Genomic DNA, 15,341 nt, shown 5'->3' on the forward strand with positions numbered 1-15,341 from the left:
CCGGATGCGCGCGACCGCCCGCGGCGACCTGTGGTGGAAGACCGCCGTCGTCTACTGCCTCGACGTCGAGACGTACATGGACTGGAACGACGACGGCTCCGGCGACTTCGAGGGGCTCGCCCAGCGGCTCGACCACCTCGCCGAGCTCGGCGTCACCTGCATCTGGCTGATGCCCTTCCAGCCCTCGCCCGACCAGGACGACGGCTACGACATCACCGACTACTTCGGGGTCGATCCGCGGCTCGGTTCGCTCGGCGACGTCGTCGCGTTCATCCGCGCCGCGCGTGATCGCGGCATCCGGGTGATCATGGACCTGGTCATGAACCACACCTCGGACCGGCATCCGTGGTTCACCTCCGCCAAGCGCAGCCGGAACTCGCCGTACCGCGATTTCTACGTGTGGCGCGACGAGATCCCGCCGAACCCCGCCGAGAGCGTCTTCCCGGGCGAGGAGGAGGGCGTGTGGGAGTGGCACGAGGGCACGGGGCAGTACTACCTGCACTCCTTCTACCGCCACCAGCCCGACCTCAACATCGCGAACCCGGCGGTCCGCGACGAGATCGCGAAGACGGTCGGGTTCTGGCTCCAGCTCGGCATCTCGGGCTTCCGCGTCGACGCCGTGCCGTTCCTGATCGAGCCGCCGGAGGGCGAGGACGTCGGGGATCCGCACGAGCTCATGCGCGACCTGCGGCGCTACCTGCAGCGCCGTGCGAGCGACGCCATCCTGCTCGGCGAGGTCAACCTGCCGTACGAGCAGCAGCTCGACTACTTCGGCGCGGAGGGCGACCCGCCCGAGCTCACGCTGCAGTTCGACTTCGAGGCGATGCAGCGCCTCTACCTCTCGCTCGCACGGGACGACGCCACGACCCTGCGCGACATGCTCGCGCGCCGACCGCAGCTCGAACCGGAGAAGCAGTGGGCGAACTTCGTGCGGAACCACGACGAGCTCACCCTCGACAAGCTCTCGGACGACGAGCGCGAGGAGGTCTTCGAGGCGTTCGCGCCCGAGGAGTGGATGCGCGTCTACGGCCGCGGGATCGTGCGGCGGCTGCCGACGATGCTCGGCGGCGATCCGCGTCGCATCCGCATGGTCTACAGCCTGCTGTTCTCGCTGCCGGGCACGCCGGTGCTCTTCTACGGCGAGGAGATCGGGATGGGCGAGAACCCGGAGCAGGAGAAGCGCCAGGCGGTGCGCACGCCGATGCAGTGGACCGGCGACCGCAACGGCGGGTTCTCGCGCGCCGCGCCGAGCCGGCTGGCGGCGCAGCCGCCCGCGGACGGCTCCGCGCCGGAGCACGTGAACGTCCAGGCGCAGATGCACGACCCGGACTCGCTGCTGTCGACGATCCGCGGGTTCATCGCCCGGTACCGGAGCTCGCCCGAGATCGGGTGGGGTCGGTTCGAACTGCTCGACGCGGGTGAACCCGCGGTGCTCGCGCATCGCATCACCGAGGACCACCTGCGGTTCGTCGCGGTGCACAACTTCGCACCGGACCCGGTCCGGGTGACGCTCGAGCTCGGCGACGTGCCCGAGGACGCGGTGCTCAGCGACCTGTTCGCCGTCGACGCGGACGCGATCGACGAGCGCGGTCGCGTGGAGGTCGAACTCGAGGCGTACGGGTACCGGTGGTTCCGCGTGCTCGCGCCGGGCGATCGCCGGCTGACCTGACCGCTCGCCGCTGACCCCGGCCGGGGCGGCGCGCTCGGCCGGGGGCGCCGCGGCGCTCAGGCGCTCGCGAGCTCCTGTCGCACGCGCTGCCCGACGACCGCCGACACGCCGTCCTGCCGCATCGAGACGCCGTACAGAGCATCGGCGATCTCCATCGTGCGCTTCTGGTGCGTGATGACGATGAGCTGGCTCGACTCGCGAAGGTCCTCGAACGTGGTGAGCAGCCGCCCGAGGTTCGCGTCGTCGAGCGCGGCCTCCACCTCGTCCATGATGTAGAACGGGCTCGGTCGCGCCTTGAAGATCGCGAGCAGCAGCGCGACGGCCGCGAGCGAGCGCTCGCCGCCCGAGAGCAGCGAGAGCCGTTCGATCTTCTTGCCCGCGGGCTTGACGCTCACCTCGATCCCCGTCGTGAGCAGGTCGTCGGGGTTCGTCAGCGCGATGCGCCCCTCGCCACCGGGGAAGAGGATCGGGAAGACCTCGGCGAACGCCGTGCGCGTGTCCTCGAACGCCGCCCGGAAGATCGACTCCATCCGGCCGTCGATCTCGTCGATGATCGTCAGCAGGTCCTTGCGGGTGTTCGCCAGGTCGGTCAGCTGCTCCTGGAGGAACTGGTGCCGCTGCTCGAGCGCGGCGAACTCCTCGAGCGCGAGCGGGTTCACCCGGCCGAGCTGTGCGAGCTTGCGCTCGGACGCCTGGAGGCGCTTCTGCTGCGCCGCGCGGTCGAACGGCCGGGGCTCGGCGTCCGGGTCGCCGTCGACCGGGATCGGCTGGTCCGGTCCGTACTCGGCGACGAGCACCTCCTCGTCGAGCCCGAGCTCGCTCTGCGCGCGCTCGAGGAGTGACCCGACCTGCAGCTTCTTCTCGTAGATGCGCAGCTCGAGGCCGTGCACGTCCTCGGTGACCGCATGCAGGCGCTCGCGCGCGGCGGCCTCACCGCGCCGGGCGGCCTGCACCTCCTCGTTGCGGCTGGCGCGCTCCGCCTCCGCGGCGGCGAGGGCGAGCCGGGCCTCGGCGACGGATCGCCCGACGGCTGCGAGCACGGGCGGGAGGGCGTCGGCCACGCGCTGGGCCGCGGCGAGCTGGGCGCGGCGGATGACGGTGCGCCGCGCGGCCTCCTCGGCGGCCCGATGCTCGGCCTCGTGCTGGCGCTGCATGACCGCGATGCGGGCCTCCTCGGCGCGGACACGCTCGCGCGCGGTCTCCAGCCGCAGGCGCGCCTCGACCTCGCCTTCGCGCGCGCGCTCGAGTGCGGCCAGCGCGCCGTCGCGGCGCTCCGCCTCGAGCACCGGACGCGGCTGCGCACGGGCGGCCGCGAGCTCGGCCCCGGCCTCGGCACTCGCGGTCTCGGCGTCGGCGACCCGGTCCTCGGCCCTCCGCAGCGCGTCGGCGAGTCGCTCCGTCTCGGCGGCGGCCGCCTCGGCCTGCACCCGGGCGCGGTTCAGCGACTCGGTGCGCTGGGCGAGCTGCGCATCGAACTCGCGCAGCGCGGCGAGCGCGAGCTTCGACCGCTCGCGCGCGCCGTCGGCCGCGCCGCGCTGCCCGTCGAGGTCGGCGCGGGCGCGCTCGATCTCCGACCGCACCTCGTCGAGCCGCGCCTGGGCGCGCTCGCGCTCGGCGAGCAGCTCGATGCGGCTCTGGGTGCGCCCGGACCCGCCGTGCACGACGTACCGTCCGACGACGGTGCCGTCGCGGGTGATGACCGTGGCCGGCCGATCCAGGGCCGCGAGCCCGGGCTCCGCATCACGGACCGCGTCGAGGTCGTCGGCGACGAGCACCTCGGCCAGCAGCGCGAGCACGCCGGGCGGGGCCGTGATGACGTCGGCGGCCGGGACGAGCCCGGGAATCGCCAGTGGCGCCGGGGCGGAGGCTCCCGGATCGGCGACCGTGAGCGCGACGCGCCCCAAGTCGCCGTCGACCGCCACGTCGACGGCGCGCAGCGCCGCGCCGCGGTCGTCGACCAGCACGGACTCGGCCAGCGGCCCGAGCGCGGCGGCCACGGCGACCTCGTAGCCGGGCTCGACGCGCAGGTGCTCGGCGAGCAGCCCGCGCACGCCCGGGGTTCCGGACCCGGTCAGCGCGGCCGAGCCGTCCTTCTGGTCGAGGGCGAGCGACAGCGCCGTGACGCGTGCGTCCAGGGCGTCGCGCTCGCGCTCGCGCTCGTGCAGGGCCTCGCGGAGCCGGTCGATCTCGCCCTCGGCCTCGAACACGGCGGCCTGGGCCAGTTCGTAGGCCTCGTCGAGGTCGGTCCCCGTCACGGGGTCCGCGACGGTCTCGGCCTCCACCCGCGCCAGCTCGGTCGCGGCCGCATCCCGGCGCAGCGTCGCCGCGTCGAGCGCGTTCCGATGGCGGAGGACCTCGCCGCGGACGGCCGCGAGCGCCGACGCCGCGGTGTCGGCGCGGCCGGAGAGCTGGGAGGCGCGCAGGTCGTACTCGCTGACGCGTGCGGCCTGCGCCGCGATCTCCTCGTCGACGGCGTCGAGCGCGGCGCGCGCGTCACGGGTCTCCGTCGTCGCCTGCTCGAGCGACGCGGCGGCATCGCCGACGCTCCCTCGGATGCCGTCGAGCTCCGCGCGCGCGGCGTCGATGTCGGCGAGCGTCACGGTCGGCGCCGCATCCGCGCCGTCGTCGGCGGCCGAGAGCAGGGCGATCCGCTGTCGGGCGAGGGAGTCGAGGGAGCGGAGCCTCGCCTCGGACTGCTCGAGCGCGAAGCTCGTCGCCCGAGCCCGGTCGACGTCGTCGCCTCCCTGTGCCTGCTCGAGACGCTGGATGTGCGCCTCGTGGCGCTCGAGCTCCTGCTGCAGCACGAGTCGCTCGGCGTGGCGCTCGTGCTCGGTCCGCCCGGCGGTCTCGAGGACGCGCCGCAGTTCGACGACGTCGTCCGCGACGAGGCGGGCCTTGGCATCGCGGACGACCGCGGCGATCCCGGCGGCCTCGCGAGCGACCTCGGCCTGCCGCCCGAGGGGCTTCAGCTGACGGCGCAGCTCGGCCGCGAGGTCGGTCAGGCGCGTGAGGTTCGCCTGCATCGCGTCGAGCTTGCGGAGCGTCTTCTCCTTGCGACGGCGGTGCTTGAGGATCCCCGCGGCCTCCTCGATGAAGCCGCGTCGGTCCTCGGGACTGGCGTGCAGGACCTGGTCGAGCTGGCCCTGCCCGACGATGACGTGCATCTCGCGGCCGAGGCCGGAGTCGCTCAGCAGTTCCTGCACGTCGAGCAGGCGGCACTGCTCGCCGTTGATGGCGTACTCGCTGCCCCCGTTGCGGAACAGCGTGCGCGAGATCGTCACCTCGGCGTACTCGATCGGCAGCGCGCCGTCCGTGTTGTCGATCGTGAGGCTGACCTCCGCCCGCCCGAGCGGGCCGCGGGTCGAGGTGCCCGCGAAGATGACGTCCTCCATCTTGCCGCCGCGCAGCGTCTTCGCGCCCTGCTCGCCCATCACCCAGGCGAGCGCGTCGACCACGTTCGACTTGCCCGACCCGTTCGGTCCCACGATGCAGGTGACCCCCGGTTCGAACGCGAACGTGGTCGGCTGCGCGAAGGACTTGAAGCCCTTGAGGGTGAGGCTCTTGAGGTACATGTCCCCCCGGGGTCGCGGCGCGGTCGTGCGGATGCCTCGCACGAGCGTACCCGAGCGGATGCCGCCGACCGCTCCTCCCCCGCCGTTGCCACCGTCATCGGCCGCAGCTAGGCTGGCCCGCTGCCCGAGTGAGGGAGGCATGCGATGGCGCTCGAGGTCCGCCCGATCCGGCTGCCGGGGACCGCCGACGGATCCGGTGCGGAGGAGCTGCTCGCCTATGCCGGGCTCCTCGGGCGACTCGACGTCGAGTCGCTCGGGACGTCCGAGTTGACCCGTCGACCGCCCGAGGTGCTGCACGATCTCCGCCGTGCCGAGTACGCGGTGCGGACCGGGCTCGGCGCATTCGACGCCGGACGACTGGTCGGCCTCGCCGAGGTGCAGTGGGAGGTCGACGACGGCGAGTCCACCTCGTACATCGAGGTGCTGGGCGTGGAGCCCTCGCGGCGACGCGAGGGCATCGGCTCGACGCTCCTCGAGGCGGCCGAGGCGGCGGCGAGGGCCGCAGGGCGACCCAGCACCGTGCTCTCGGCGGACCACCCCGTCGACCACGACAAAGCCGGCGGGCCCCGACTCGAGCCGCCGCAGGGCGAGGGCGACATCCCCGCGGATGCCCCGGCGGCGCGCTTCGCGCTCGCGCACGGCTACGCGCTCGGCCAGCTGTACCGGGTGAGCGCGATGGAGGTCGCCGGTCGCGCCGACGAGTTCCATCGCCGGCTCGGCGCGGCCCGCGCGCGCGGCGGCGACGCGTACCGGCTGGTCGCCTGGCGGGACCGTGCGCCCGACGAGCTCGTGGACTCCCTCGCCCTCGCGCACGAGCGGATGTCGACCGACCCGCCGGCGGGGGCGATCGCCTGGGGCCTGGAGCACTGGAACGCGTCGCGCATCCGGGACGGCGAACGCCGTTCGGAGGAGGTCGGCCGCGTCGGCCTCTCGGTCGCCGCGGTGGCCGCCGACGGCGAGGTCGCGGGATTCACCGAGCTCTCGCTGCTGCCCGGCTCCACGGCGGTGGAGCAGTGGGACACCATCGTGCTCGCCCCGCACCGCGGCCACCGACTCGGGATGCGGATGAAGCTCGAGAACCTCGTCCAGCTCGTGGGGGTGGACGGTTCGCGCGAACGCGTCTACACGTGGAACGCCGACGAGAATGAGCACATGCTCGCCATCAACGTCGACCTCGGCTTCCGGCCCTTCGCCTACGAGTCGGTCTGGCAGCGGCCGTGAGCGGCACCCCCGGGAACGGACCGCGCACGCTCCGCCCGATCCACGCCCCCGAGCGCACCGGCATCTCCGAACCGGCGGACCTGGAGGCGTACGCCGACTTCGCCCGCCGCATCCAGCTGGAGACGATCGGCACCGAGGAGTTCAGCTACTCGGCGGCGGAGCTCGCGGTGCTCGGCGGCAACCCCTACCTCGAGCGGCGACGATTCGGGATCTTCGACGGCGAGCGCCTCGTCGCCGCGACCTCGGCGTGGTGGGAGCGCGAGGACGACGACGGGGCCCCGATGATCACGATGGTCGGCGTCGAGCCCGCCGCCCGCCGGCAGGGACTCGGCGGGCGCGTGCTCGACGCCATCGAGGCCTCCGCCCGGGACGCCGGCCGGACGTCGACGATCCTGATCTCGGAGCACCGCACGGACGACCGGACGGGCGAACGCCTGCATGCGCCGCAGGGCGCCGCCTCCCTCCCCGCGGACGCGCCGTCGGTCCGCTTCGCGCAGTCGCGCGGCTACCGCCTCGGGCAACTGCTCGTGGCGAGCGTCCTGCCGGTCGCGGATGCCGGCGCCCGCTTCCGGGGGATGGCCGAGCGGGCCGCGCGCACCGACGGCTACCGGCTCGAGCGGTGGCGCGACCATACGCCGGTCGAGCACCTCGACGCGTTCGCGGCGGCCCGCTCCCGGATGGTGGCGGAGGCACCGAGCGGCGCCGTCGACTTCCCGGACGAGCACTGGGACGCCGCGCGCATCGTCGAGGAGGAGGCGCTCGCCGTCGACGCCGGGCGCACCCACCTCACGGTCGCCGCGATCACCGCCGACGGCGACGTGGCCGGCTTCACGATCCTCACGCTCGCGCCCGGCAAGCGCGCGGCCTACCAGGACGACACGCTCGTCCTCGGGCCGCATCGGGGGCACGGGCTCGGCATGCGCATGAAGCTGGCCAACCTCGTCGCGCTGGCCGACGCCGCCCCGGAACGCCGCGAGGTCTACACCTGGAACGCCGACGAGAACGGGCCGATGCTCGCGATCAACCGCGACCTCGGGTTCCGTCCGCACTCGATCCAGGCGACGTGGCAGCGCGACTGATCGGAACGAACGGTGGCGCGCCGTCGCGCGCGACCGCCCCGCGGGCCGCCCGCAGGCGCTGACAGCGCGGGCAGCGGTGCGACGAGCGGTTCATGAACGCCTCGCGCACGATCGGCGTGCCGCACCGCGGGCACGGGCGGCCCGTGCGCCCGTACGCGTTCAGGGAGTGCGCGAAGTAGCCCGACGCCCCGTTCACGTTCACGTACTGGGCGTCGAAGCTCGTCCCGCCCTCGGCGAGCGCCTTCCCGAGCACGTCGCGCACGGCCTGCAGCAGGTCGCGAGCGCGTCGGCGGCTGAGGCTCGAGGCCGGCTGCTCGCCGTGCATGCGCACCGCCCACAGGGCCTCGTCCGCGTAGATGTTGCCGATGCCGGACACGACGCCCTGGTCGAGCAGCACCCGCTTGATGGCGGCGTCGCGACGCGCGAGCGCGGCGACGAACGCGTCGTCGGAGAACGCCGGGTCGAGCGGGTCGCGCGCGATGTGGGCGACCTGCGACGGGATGGAGCGCTGCCAGGGCCCGGTGACGCCGGCCGAGAACCCGGCCGGCTCGCCGTCGGGCGTCGGGACCATGCGGTCGACCGCCATGGAGCCGAAGATGCGCTGGTCGACGAAGTCGACGCGCAGCTCGCCGTGCTCGGGGTGGTCGAGGTGCAGGCGGATGCGCGCATGGCGGTCGTCGCCGGGATGGTCGGGCGTGCGCAGCAGGAGCTGGCCGCTCATGCCGAGGTGGCCGACCAGGGCGGCCCCACCGGCCAGCGGCATCCAGAGGAACTTGCCCCGGCGGACCGCGGCCTCGATGCGCTCGCCCGCGAGCAGCGCCGCGAAGTCGCCGGATGCCGCCTCGTGGCGCTTCAGCGAACGCCCGTCGAGCACCTCGACGCCCGACACGCGGGCGCCGGTGACCGCGGGTGCGAGTCCCGCGCGGACGACCTCGACCTCGGGCAGCTCGGGCACGTCAGCGGTCGCTCAGGACGGTCCAGGCCTCGAGCGCGGCCGCCATCTCGGCCTGCTTCTTGCTCGATCCCTCTCCGGAGGCCTCGACGAGGTCGCCGACGACGACCGTCGCGACGAAGTGCTTGTTGTGGTCCGGACCGCTCTCGCTCACCGAGTAGGCGGGGGCGGGTGCTCCCCGACGGGCCGCGACCTCCTGGAGGCTCGTCTTCGGGTCCATCGCGGCCCCGAACCGGTCGGGGTCCTTCATGAGCGGGGTCACGAGTCGGAGGACCAGGTCGGTCGCGACCTCGCCGCCCCGCGAGAGGTAGACGGCGCCGATGATCGCCTCGACGGTGTCCGCGAGGATCGACGGCTTCTCGGCGCCACCGGTCATGGTCTCGCCCCGGCCGAGGCGGATGTAGGGCCCGAGCGCGATCGCGCGCGCCACCTCGGCGAGCGCGGCACTCGAGACGAGGCTCGCACGTCGCTTCGCCAGCTCGCCCTCGTCGAGCTCGGGATGGTCGGTGAAGAGCTTCACCGTGACGGCCTGGCCGAGGATGGAGTCGCCGAGGAACTCGAGGCGCTCGTTGGTCGGGATGCCGCCGTTCTCATACGCGAACGACCGGTGCGTGAGGGCCAGCAGCAGGAGCTCGGGGTCGAGCTCGACGCCCAGCGTGCGCTGGAGCGCGGCGAGCTCGTCGGCCCCGGTGTCCGTCTGCGCGATGCGCCTCACGACCGGTCGTTCGTCGTCACGGGCCGACTTAGACGTCGGCGACCTTGCGGCCCTTGTACTCGAGGAACAGCGGGGTGCCCGCCGAGTCCTCGACCACGCGCGCGCGGTGCGGGAGGCTGTAGGTGACCTTGCCGTTCTCGACGGTCTTGACGAGCGTGGGGGCCTCGGCCTTCCACTGCGAACGGCGCGCGTGGGTGTTGGCGCGTGACTTCTTCCGCTTGGGAACAGCCATGACTCTCTCTCAATCTCTCTGGTGGTCGGCCTCGGGTGCGTCACCCGGACCGTCGTCATCGGAAGCCTGGAACCCGGCGAGCGCAGCCCAACGCGTGTCGGTCTGCGGCTCGGAGTTGGCGAGCTCCGGATGATCGGCCAGACGCAGCCCGGTCTCTGGGTCGAGACCAGGGCAGTCCGGCCGGCACACCGGCTGGAAGGGCAGTGCCAGCACTACCGCATCTCTGATGAGCGGTTCAAGATCCACGTGGTCGTCTTGAACCTCATACTCGAAAGCTTCCCCAGAATGATACGCGAAAAGCTCTTGGAACTCGACTCGGACCGGCAGGGCGATCTCGATCAGGCATCGACCGCACTCGCCCTCCGCCGTCGCGTCGACGTCGGCGGTGACGAGGACGCCCTCGTGCACCGACTCCAGACGGAGGTCGACGGCGAGCTCCGAACCGGCCCCGACGGTGACGAGGCCCTCGCCGAGCGGCTCGCCGGACGGGGCGTCGATTCGCTGCTCGCGCATCTCGCCGGGGCGGTTGACGAGGTCGCGCACGCTGACGCGGAACGGGGACTGGTGATCGGCCACGGTCGAGCAGTCTACGCGCCGGAAGCCGTGCTGCGCCCGAGCGTCGCGCGCATCGACGGGCGCAGCGACGACGGAAGGAGCACGGCGGCGGCACGGCGGACGGGCGGGGCATCGGCTCGGAGTGCGTCCGCGACGCGCGCGAGGTCCGCGCCGAGCGCGGTGCGACGCGCGGACTCCGCCTCGCGTCCGGCTGCGTCGGCGGGGCCCGGCGCGGCAGCGCCGCGCAGCCGCCCGTACCGCTCGCGCTCCACGGCGTCGCGCACGCGTTCGAGGGACGCCCGGGCGCCCGGCATCCCATCGGCCGCGGTCGGGGCGTGCCCGGGCGGCGCTCCCCCGTCGTCCCGGGCGAACGCGGGTCGCTCGCCGAGCGCCGCCGCCGTCGCGCGGACGGTCCGGCGGCCGTCGACCGGGATCCCGAGGTCGAGCGCCGTCGCGAGCACCTCGCGCCACGCGGCCTCGGCCGGATGGTCGCCGGCCCGGACACGGCTGCCGCGCCCCGCCCGCGCTGCCGCACGCATCCCCGCGGGCAGCAGCAGGATCCCGGCCACGGCGAAGCCCACGAGCGAGACCTGCAGCCACTGCTGCGCGGCCGTCGCGCGGCCGCCGCCGCCCGGGCCGAGTGCGGCATCCGGATCGCCGTCGGGACGCCCGGTCGCGCCGGGCGTCGCGGCGGGTCCCGTCGGGATGAAGCCGGGCGTGGCGTCGCCCGCGTTCGGCCGCGAGTACCCCGGCACGGTGCCCCGTCCCGGGGTCGGTTCGAACGGCACCCAGCCGACGCCCTCGAAGTAGAGTTCCGGCCACGCGTGCAGGTCGTGCGAGTCGACCTCGACGACGACCTCGCCGTCGATCCGGCCGTCGCCGGCCGTTCCGGCGGTGTAGCCGATCGAGATACGCGACGGGATCCCCGCCTCGCGGGCCATCACGGCCATCGTCGACGCGAAGTGCACGCAGTAGCCCTGCCGCTGCTCGAGGAACGCCGCGATGGTGTCGAAGCCGGCGCCGTCGTATCCGTCCACCACGGGAGCGCTCTCGGAGTACTCGAACTCCGAGGAGCGCAGGAACTGCTGGATGGCGACCGCGGCGTCGTAGGCGCTGGGGGCGGCGCCCGTCACCTCCGCGGTCGTCTCGCCGATGATCGCGGGCAGGTCCTCCGGGAGCTCCCGCGTGACGTCGGCGACCGAGCCGGGACGAGGTCCCGGCGCCGCTCGCAGGCTCGAGACGTCCGGGCGGATGTCGAGGTGGACCAGGCGGTATCGCTGGCCGAGCGTCGTCGAGTCGACGCTGCGCACGTTCAGCGTGCCCTCGTCCCAGAACCACGATCCGCTCACGCCGTCGACCTCCTGCGACGGGTAGGGCAGGGGCAGCCACGCGGTGCGCACCTGGTCGACCTGCACCGCGATCGGCTTCGGCTCGACGAGGACCGAGTCGGCCAGCCCGTCGGGTGCCGGCAGCGACTCGAGCACGTTCTCGCCGTCGACCGCCCGGTCGGTCCCCGCCCAGACCTGGCCCTCGAGCCGCTCGACGGTCAGGAGCGTGAAGTAGGGGCGCGCCCCGTCGGGCGACACGTAGCTGAAGGCGGGGGTCGGATCGGGGCGGCGGAGGTCGCGTCCGAGGTCGACGTACGGGCTCACGCCTCGGGCGAAGAGCATCCCGGGCCCGCCGGTCCCGACGAGGAAGCTGGTGGAGATGCTCGGGGTCGCCACCGTGATGACCGACGCCGCGACGACGCCCACGGCGGCGAGCCCGATCGACGCGCCCATGGTGGACACGAACGGCGCTCGCTTGGGAGCCGTCACGATCGGCGCCTCGTCGCGGTCGTCCTCCTGGAGCAGCTCCGCGGCGCGCCGGACGCGGACGTCGACGCGCAGCAGCAGCAGGTACGTCAGGGCCGTGAAGACGATGACCGGGGCGTCCGCGCCCTCCTCGATGAACAGGCCGGGCACGAGCACGGGCACCAGCACGGGGACCGCGGCGAGCGCGGGCACGCGTGCCGTCTGCACGAGGAAGTCGAGCACGGCCGCCACCAGCCCCACTCCGACGGCGATGGCGAAGACGAGCGCCGGCACCGGGATGGCGGGCACCGACTGCTGCTCGATCGTGCGCTGCGCGCCGGCGGCGAGCTCGCCGAAGACGGCGAAGGTGTCGAGGCTCGGGATGACCAGCGCGATGCGCGTCGCGCCGCCGAACAGCAGCGTGAGCGCGAGCAGCAGGGCGACGAGCTCGAGCGGCGGCACGAGCGAGGGCGGCGTGCGGACGGCGCGCAGGGCCGCGCCGCTTCCGATCACGGCCGTGGCGACGATGGCACCCGCCCACCACCAGCCGCTTCCCGCGATGAGCGGCCCGAGCGCGGTGGTCGCGACGAGCACCAGCAGCAGGCTCGTCGCGGACAGCGCGATGGACTGCGGCCGCGAGAGCGGATAGCGGTCAGGCCCCACCGTCGCCTCCCGCCCTCGCCGACTCGCGAGCGGACCGCCACGCATCCTGCCACGCGGCGGGCAGGTCCGCGGGCCGGCGGACGCGGACGACGCGCCAGTCGGCCTCCTCGAGCCGGTGGACGACGGCCGGCGAGACCGTCTCCGCGGCGAACGCGATCGCGGGCTCGACCGAGGTGCGCAGGGCCACGAGCCCCTCGGTCGCCGGCCCCGACGGGTCGACGATCACGGCCACCGCCGGCATCCGCGCGTCGCGGCGGGCGGCGGCCGCCGTCGTGGCCGGCATCCACGGTGCGCCGGCGTCGCCGCCGCGCACGCGGCCCGGCGAGTCGAGGCGCGCGAGGTCCTCCAGGAGCGCCACGTCGCCGCCGGCCGACCGGTAGCCACCGGCTTCCGGGCTGACGGGCCGGACCTCGGCTCCCGGGTCCTCGATCGGGTCGATGCGCACGCGGAACCCGCGGGCGAGCAGGTGCACCCCGATGGAGGCCGCCATCTCGACGCCGAATTCGAACGCCGGATCGACCGCCTCGCCCGCGTCGCGGCCGTGACCGGCGCCGGGAACGTGCGCCCGGCCCCCGAGCACCGTGTCGAGCAGGACGCGCACCTCGGGGTCGCCGCGCTGCTCCTCCTCGCGCACCATCAGCTCACCACGACGCGCGGTCGCCGCCCAGTGGATGCGACGGAGCGGATCGCCGTACCGGTACTCCCGCGCGATCAGCTCGTCGCTGTTCGGGTGGGTCCGCCGCTGCAGCGCCCGGACCGCGCCGTCGACACTGGCGACCAGGCCCACCGCGGGCTCGAGCGGCGTGACCCGCGGGGTCACGACGAGCTCGCGCGCGGTGCCGGCCACCCGGTCCATCCGGGTCAGGCCGAAGGGGTCGATGACCGAGACCCGCAGCGGCCCCACCTCGAACACCCCTCGGCGCGGCGTCCGGATTCGGTACTCCAGGCCGACCTCGTCGTCGCCCTCGCGCATCAGGACCTCGTTGCGACCGATGTCCGGAAGGATCGCCTCGGGCGGCGTGCGCAGCGGCGCCTCGGCGAGGTCGCGCCAGTGCGCGCCGTCGAACGGACGACGGCTGCGGTTGCGGACCCGGAGCCGCACGGTCGCCGAGTGGCCCGCGCCGATGACCGGGGGCTCGAACGTGCGGCGCACGACGAGGACCGGCGGCCGGACGGCGAGGTAGCCGAGCGCCACGAGCGGCATCGCGAGGCCCACCGCGGCCAGCAGCAGGATGTCGCGGAGCTCGAACCAGAGCGCGACGGCGAACAGGACGCCGCCCATCGCCAGGAGCGCGATGCCGCGCGTGGTCAGACGCGGACGCGCCGCACGGCGCGGTCGACGGCTCCGCGACATCCGGGTCACTCCCGCCTCGAGCTCCCGACCGGAACCGGGGTCTCGGCGACGATGCGCCGGACGATCTGGTCGATGAGGGGACCGCCGTCGTGGTCGTGGCCGCCGACGGCCCGGCTGGTCGGGACGAGCCGGTGCGCGAGCACCGGCACGGCGAGCGCGTCGACGTCGTCCGGGAGGACGAAGTCGCGTCCGTGCATCGCCGCGTGCGCCTTGGCCGCACGCGTGAGCTGCAGCGTCGCCCGAGGGCTCGCGCCGAGCCGCAGCTGGCGGTCCTCGCGGGTCGCCCGGGCCAGCTCGACGGCGTACTGCTTGACCGGTTCGGAGGTGTACACGTGCTGGACGGCGACGATCATCGCGCGGAGCTCGGCGAGCGACACGACGGGCTCGAGGGAGTCCATCGGGCTCGCCGTCTCGCGGTGGGCCAGCATCGCGAGCTCGTCCGCGGTCGCCGGGTAGCCCATCGAGATGCGTGCCATGAAGCGGTCGCGCTGGGCCTCGGGCAGCGGGTAGGTGCCCTCCATCTCGACCGGGTTCTGCGTCGCGACGACGGTGAAGGGCTGCTCGAGCCGGTAGGTCGTCCCGTCGGCGGTGACCTGGCGCTCCTCCATGCACTCCAGCAGCGCCGACTGGGTCTTGGGGCTCGCCCGGTTGATCTCGTCGCCGATCACGAGGTTGGCGAACACCGGACCGGGCTTGAACTCGAAACGGCGCGAGACCTGGTCGAACACCGACACCCCGGTGACGTCGCTCGGCAGGAGGTCGGGCGTGAACTGGATGCGGCTGACGGTGCCGTCGACCGACCGCGCCAGCGCCTTGGCCAGCATGGTCTTGCCGACGCCGGGGACGTCCTCGATGAGCAGGTGGCCCTCGGCGAGGAGCACGGTCAGCGACGCGGTCACGGCCTCGCGCTTCCCGCTGATGACGGCCTCGACGTTGCGGACGATGTCGGCGGCGCGCGCGCCGACCTCCTCGATCCCCATGGCCTCGGCCGTGGTCGTCGCGGCGTCGTCGCTCATGGCCGCATCGCCCCCTGCAGGTACTCGGCGACGGCCCTGGGCACGTACGGCGCCACGTCCCCGCCAAGGGCGGAGACCTGGCGCACGAGCGAGCTGGAGACGTGCGCGTTGGCCGGGTCGGGCAGCAGGAAGACCGTCTCGACGCCGGCGAGGTGGCGGTTCACGATCGCCATCGGCGTCTCGTAGCCGACGTCGACCTGCGAGCGGATGCCCTTGACGAGCACCGAGGCGCCGACGTCCGTGCAGTAGTCGACGAGCAGGCCCATGCTCCACGACGCGACGACGATGTCGCCGGAGATGCCCGCGTCGAGGATGGACTGCTCGATCAGCGCCACGCGCTGCGCGATGGGCAGCAGCGCGGACTTGTCGGGATTGTGGACCACGACCACGTGCAGCTGGTCGTAGAGCCCCGCCGCCCGCTCGATCACGTCGAGGTGGCCGCGCGTGACGGGGTCGAACGATCCGGGGACGACGGCGATCCGCTGCATACGGCCCAGCGTAATGCGCCGGGAGCGCTCCG

12 protein-coding genes are annotated in these 15,341 nt (G+C 73.9%); 3 read left to right on the plus strand and 9 right to left on the minus strand.

The window, feature by feature from the left end; all coding sequences use genetic code 11:
* Positions 1-4 precede the first annotated feature (4 nt).
* A complete protein-coding gene (locus ABME01_RS09890; protein WP_353828239.1) occupies positions 5-1,669 on the plus strand; it encodes an alpha-amylase family protein in 1,665 nt (554 codons plus the stop codon).
* Positions 1,670-1,725: 56 nt separating this feature from the next.
* Here ABME01_RS09890 and smc read toward each other — a convergent pair whose 3' ends face one another.
* Positions 1,726-5,241 carry a chromosome segregation protein SMC gene (smc, locus tag ABME01_RS09895; protein ID WP_353828240.1) on the minus strand — a complete coding sequence of 1,172 codons (3,516 nt, stop codon included), beginning with the start codon at positions 5,239-5,241 and terminating at the stop codon, positions 1,726-1,728.
* A gap of 144 nt (positions 5,242-5,385) precedes the next feature.
* On the opposite strand from smc, the gene ABME01_RS09900 reads away from it, so the two are divergent.
* A complete protein-coding gene (locus ABME01_RS09900) occupies positions 5,386-6,462 on the plus strand; it encodes a GNAT family N-acetyltransferase (RefSeq protein ID WP_353828241.1) in 1,077 nt (358 codons plus the stop codon).
* Positions 6,459-7,541, plus strand: coding sequence for a GNAT family N-acetyltransferase (locus tag ABME01_RS09905; protein WP_353828242.1), 1,083 nt, complete (start codon positions 6,459-6,461; stop codon positions 7,539-7,541). Before ABME01_RS09900 ends, ABME01_RS09905 begins: the two co-directional genes overlap by 4 nt.
* Here the strand turns inward: ABME01_RS09905 and mutM are convergent.
* Genes mutM through coaD form a run of 8 tightly spaced genes read right to left on the minus strand, consistent with a single transcriptional unit; the run spans position 7,483 to position 15,309 of the window.
* The gene (gene mutM / locus ABME01_RS09910) at positions 7,483-8,496 is read right to left on the minus strand and encodes a bifunctional DNA-formamidopyrimidine glycosylase/DNA-(apurinic or apyrimidinic site) lyase (protein WP_353828243.1); all 1,014 of its coding nucleotides are present in this window, start codon (positions 8,494-8,496) and stop codon (positions 7,483-7,485) included. The two genes, ABME01_RS09905 and mutM, sit on opposite strands and share 59 nt — an antisense overlap.
* A 1-nt stretch (position 8,497) precedes the next feature.
* Positions 8,498-9,199, minus strand: a complete 702-nt coding sequence (rnc, locus tag ABME01_RS09915) for a ribonuclease III (RefSeq protein WP_353828298.1) — start codon at positions 9,197-9,199, stop codon at positions 8,498-8,500.
* A gap of 37 nt (positions 9,200-9,236) precedes the next feature.
* Positions 9,237-9,440 (minus strand): 50S ribosomal protein L32, encoded by a 204-nt coding sequence (rpmF, locus tag ABME01_RS09920; protein ID WP_092669520.1) that lies wholly within the window; start codon positions 9,438-9,440, stop codon positions 9,237-9,239.
* A 9-nt stretch (positions 9,441-9,449) separates the two neighbouring features.
* A complete protein-coding gene (locus tag ABME01_RS09925; RefSeq protein WP_353828244.1) occupies positions 9,450-10,016 on the minus strand; it encodes a YceD family protein in 567 nt (188 codons plus the stop codon).
* 11 nt (positions 10,017-10,027) lie between these two features.
* Positions 10,028-12,451: a transglutaminase TgpA family protein gene (locus ABME01_RS09930; protein WP_353828245.1), complete on the minus strand. Its 2,424-nt coding sequence runs from the start codon at positions 12,449-12,451 to the stop codon at positions 10,028-10,030.
* A complete protein-coding gene (locus tag ABME01_RS09935) occupies positions 12,441-13,805 on the minus strand; it encodes a DUF58 domain-containing protein (protein WP_353828246.1) in 1,365 nt (454 codons plus the stop codon). The genes ABME01_RS09930 and ABME01_RS09935 overlap by 11 nt, the downstream gene beginning before the upstream one ends.
* A gap of 5 nt (positions 13,806-13,810) precedes the next feature.
* On the minus strand, positions 13,811-14,785 hold the full coding sequence (locus ABME01_RS09940) for an AAA family ATPase (protein ID WP_353828299.1): 975 nt from the start codon (positions 14,783-14,785) through the stop codon (positions 13,811-13,813).
* A 32-nt stretch (positions 14,786-14,817) separates the two neighbouring features.
* Entirely contained in the window at positions 14,818-15,309 is a 492-nt protein-coding gene (gene coaD, locus ABME01_RS09945) for a pantetheine-phosphate adenylyltransferase (protein ID WP_353828247.1), read from the minus strand.
* Positions 15,310-15,341 lie beyond the last annotated feature (32 nt).

The organism is Agromyces litoreus (genome assembly GCF_040496015.1).
GTDB classification, from domain to species: Bacteria; Actinomycetota; Actinomycetes; order Actinomycetales; family Microbacteriaceae; genus Agromyces; species Agromyces litoreus.

Coding starts and splice junctions, on each gene's coding strand:
- ABME01_RS09900 (WP_353828241.1), top strand. CDS start 5,386: ATGGCGCTCGAGGTCCGCCCGATCCGGCTGCCGGGGACCGCCGACGGA.
- coaD (WP_353828247.1), bottom strand. CDS start 15,309: ATGCAGCGGATCGCCGTCGTCCCCGGATCGTTCGACCCCGTCACGCGC.
- ABME01_RS09935 (WP_353828246.1), bottom strand. CDS start 13,805: ATGTCGCGGAGCCGTCGACCGCGCCGTGCGGCGCGTCCGCGTCTGACC.
- smc (WP_353828240.1), bottom strand. CDS start 5,241: ATGTACCTCAAGAGCCTCACCCTCAAGGGCTTCAAGTCCTTCGCGCAG.
- ABME01_RS09890 (WP_353828239.1), top strand. CDS start 5: ATGCGCGCGACCGCCCGCGGCGACCTGTGGTGGAAGACCGCCGTCGTC.
- ABME01_RS09940 (WP_353828299.1), bottom strand. CDS start 14,785: ATGGGGATCGAGGAGGTCGGCGCGCGCGCCGCCGACATCGTCCGCAAC.
- rpmF (WP_092669520.1), bottom strand. CDS start 9,440: ATGGCTGTTCCCAAGCGGAAGAAGTCACGCGCCAACACCCACGCGCGC.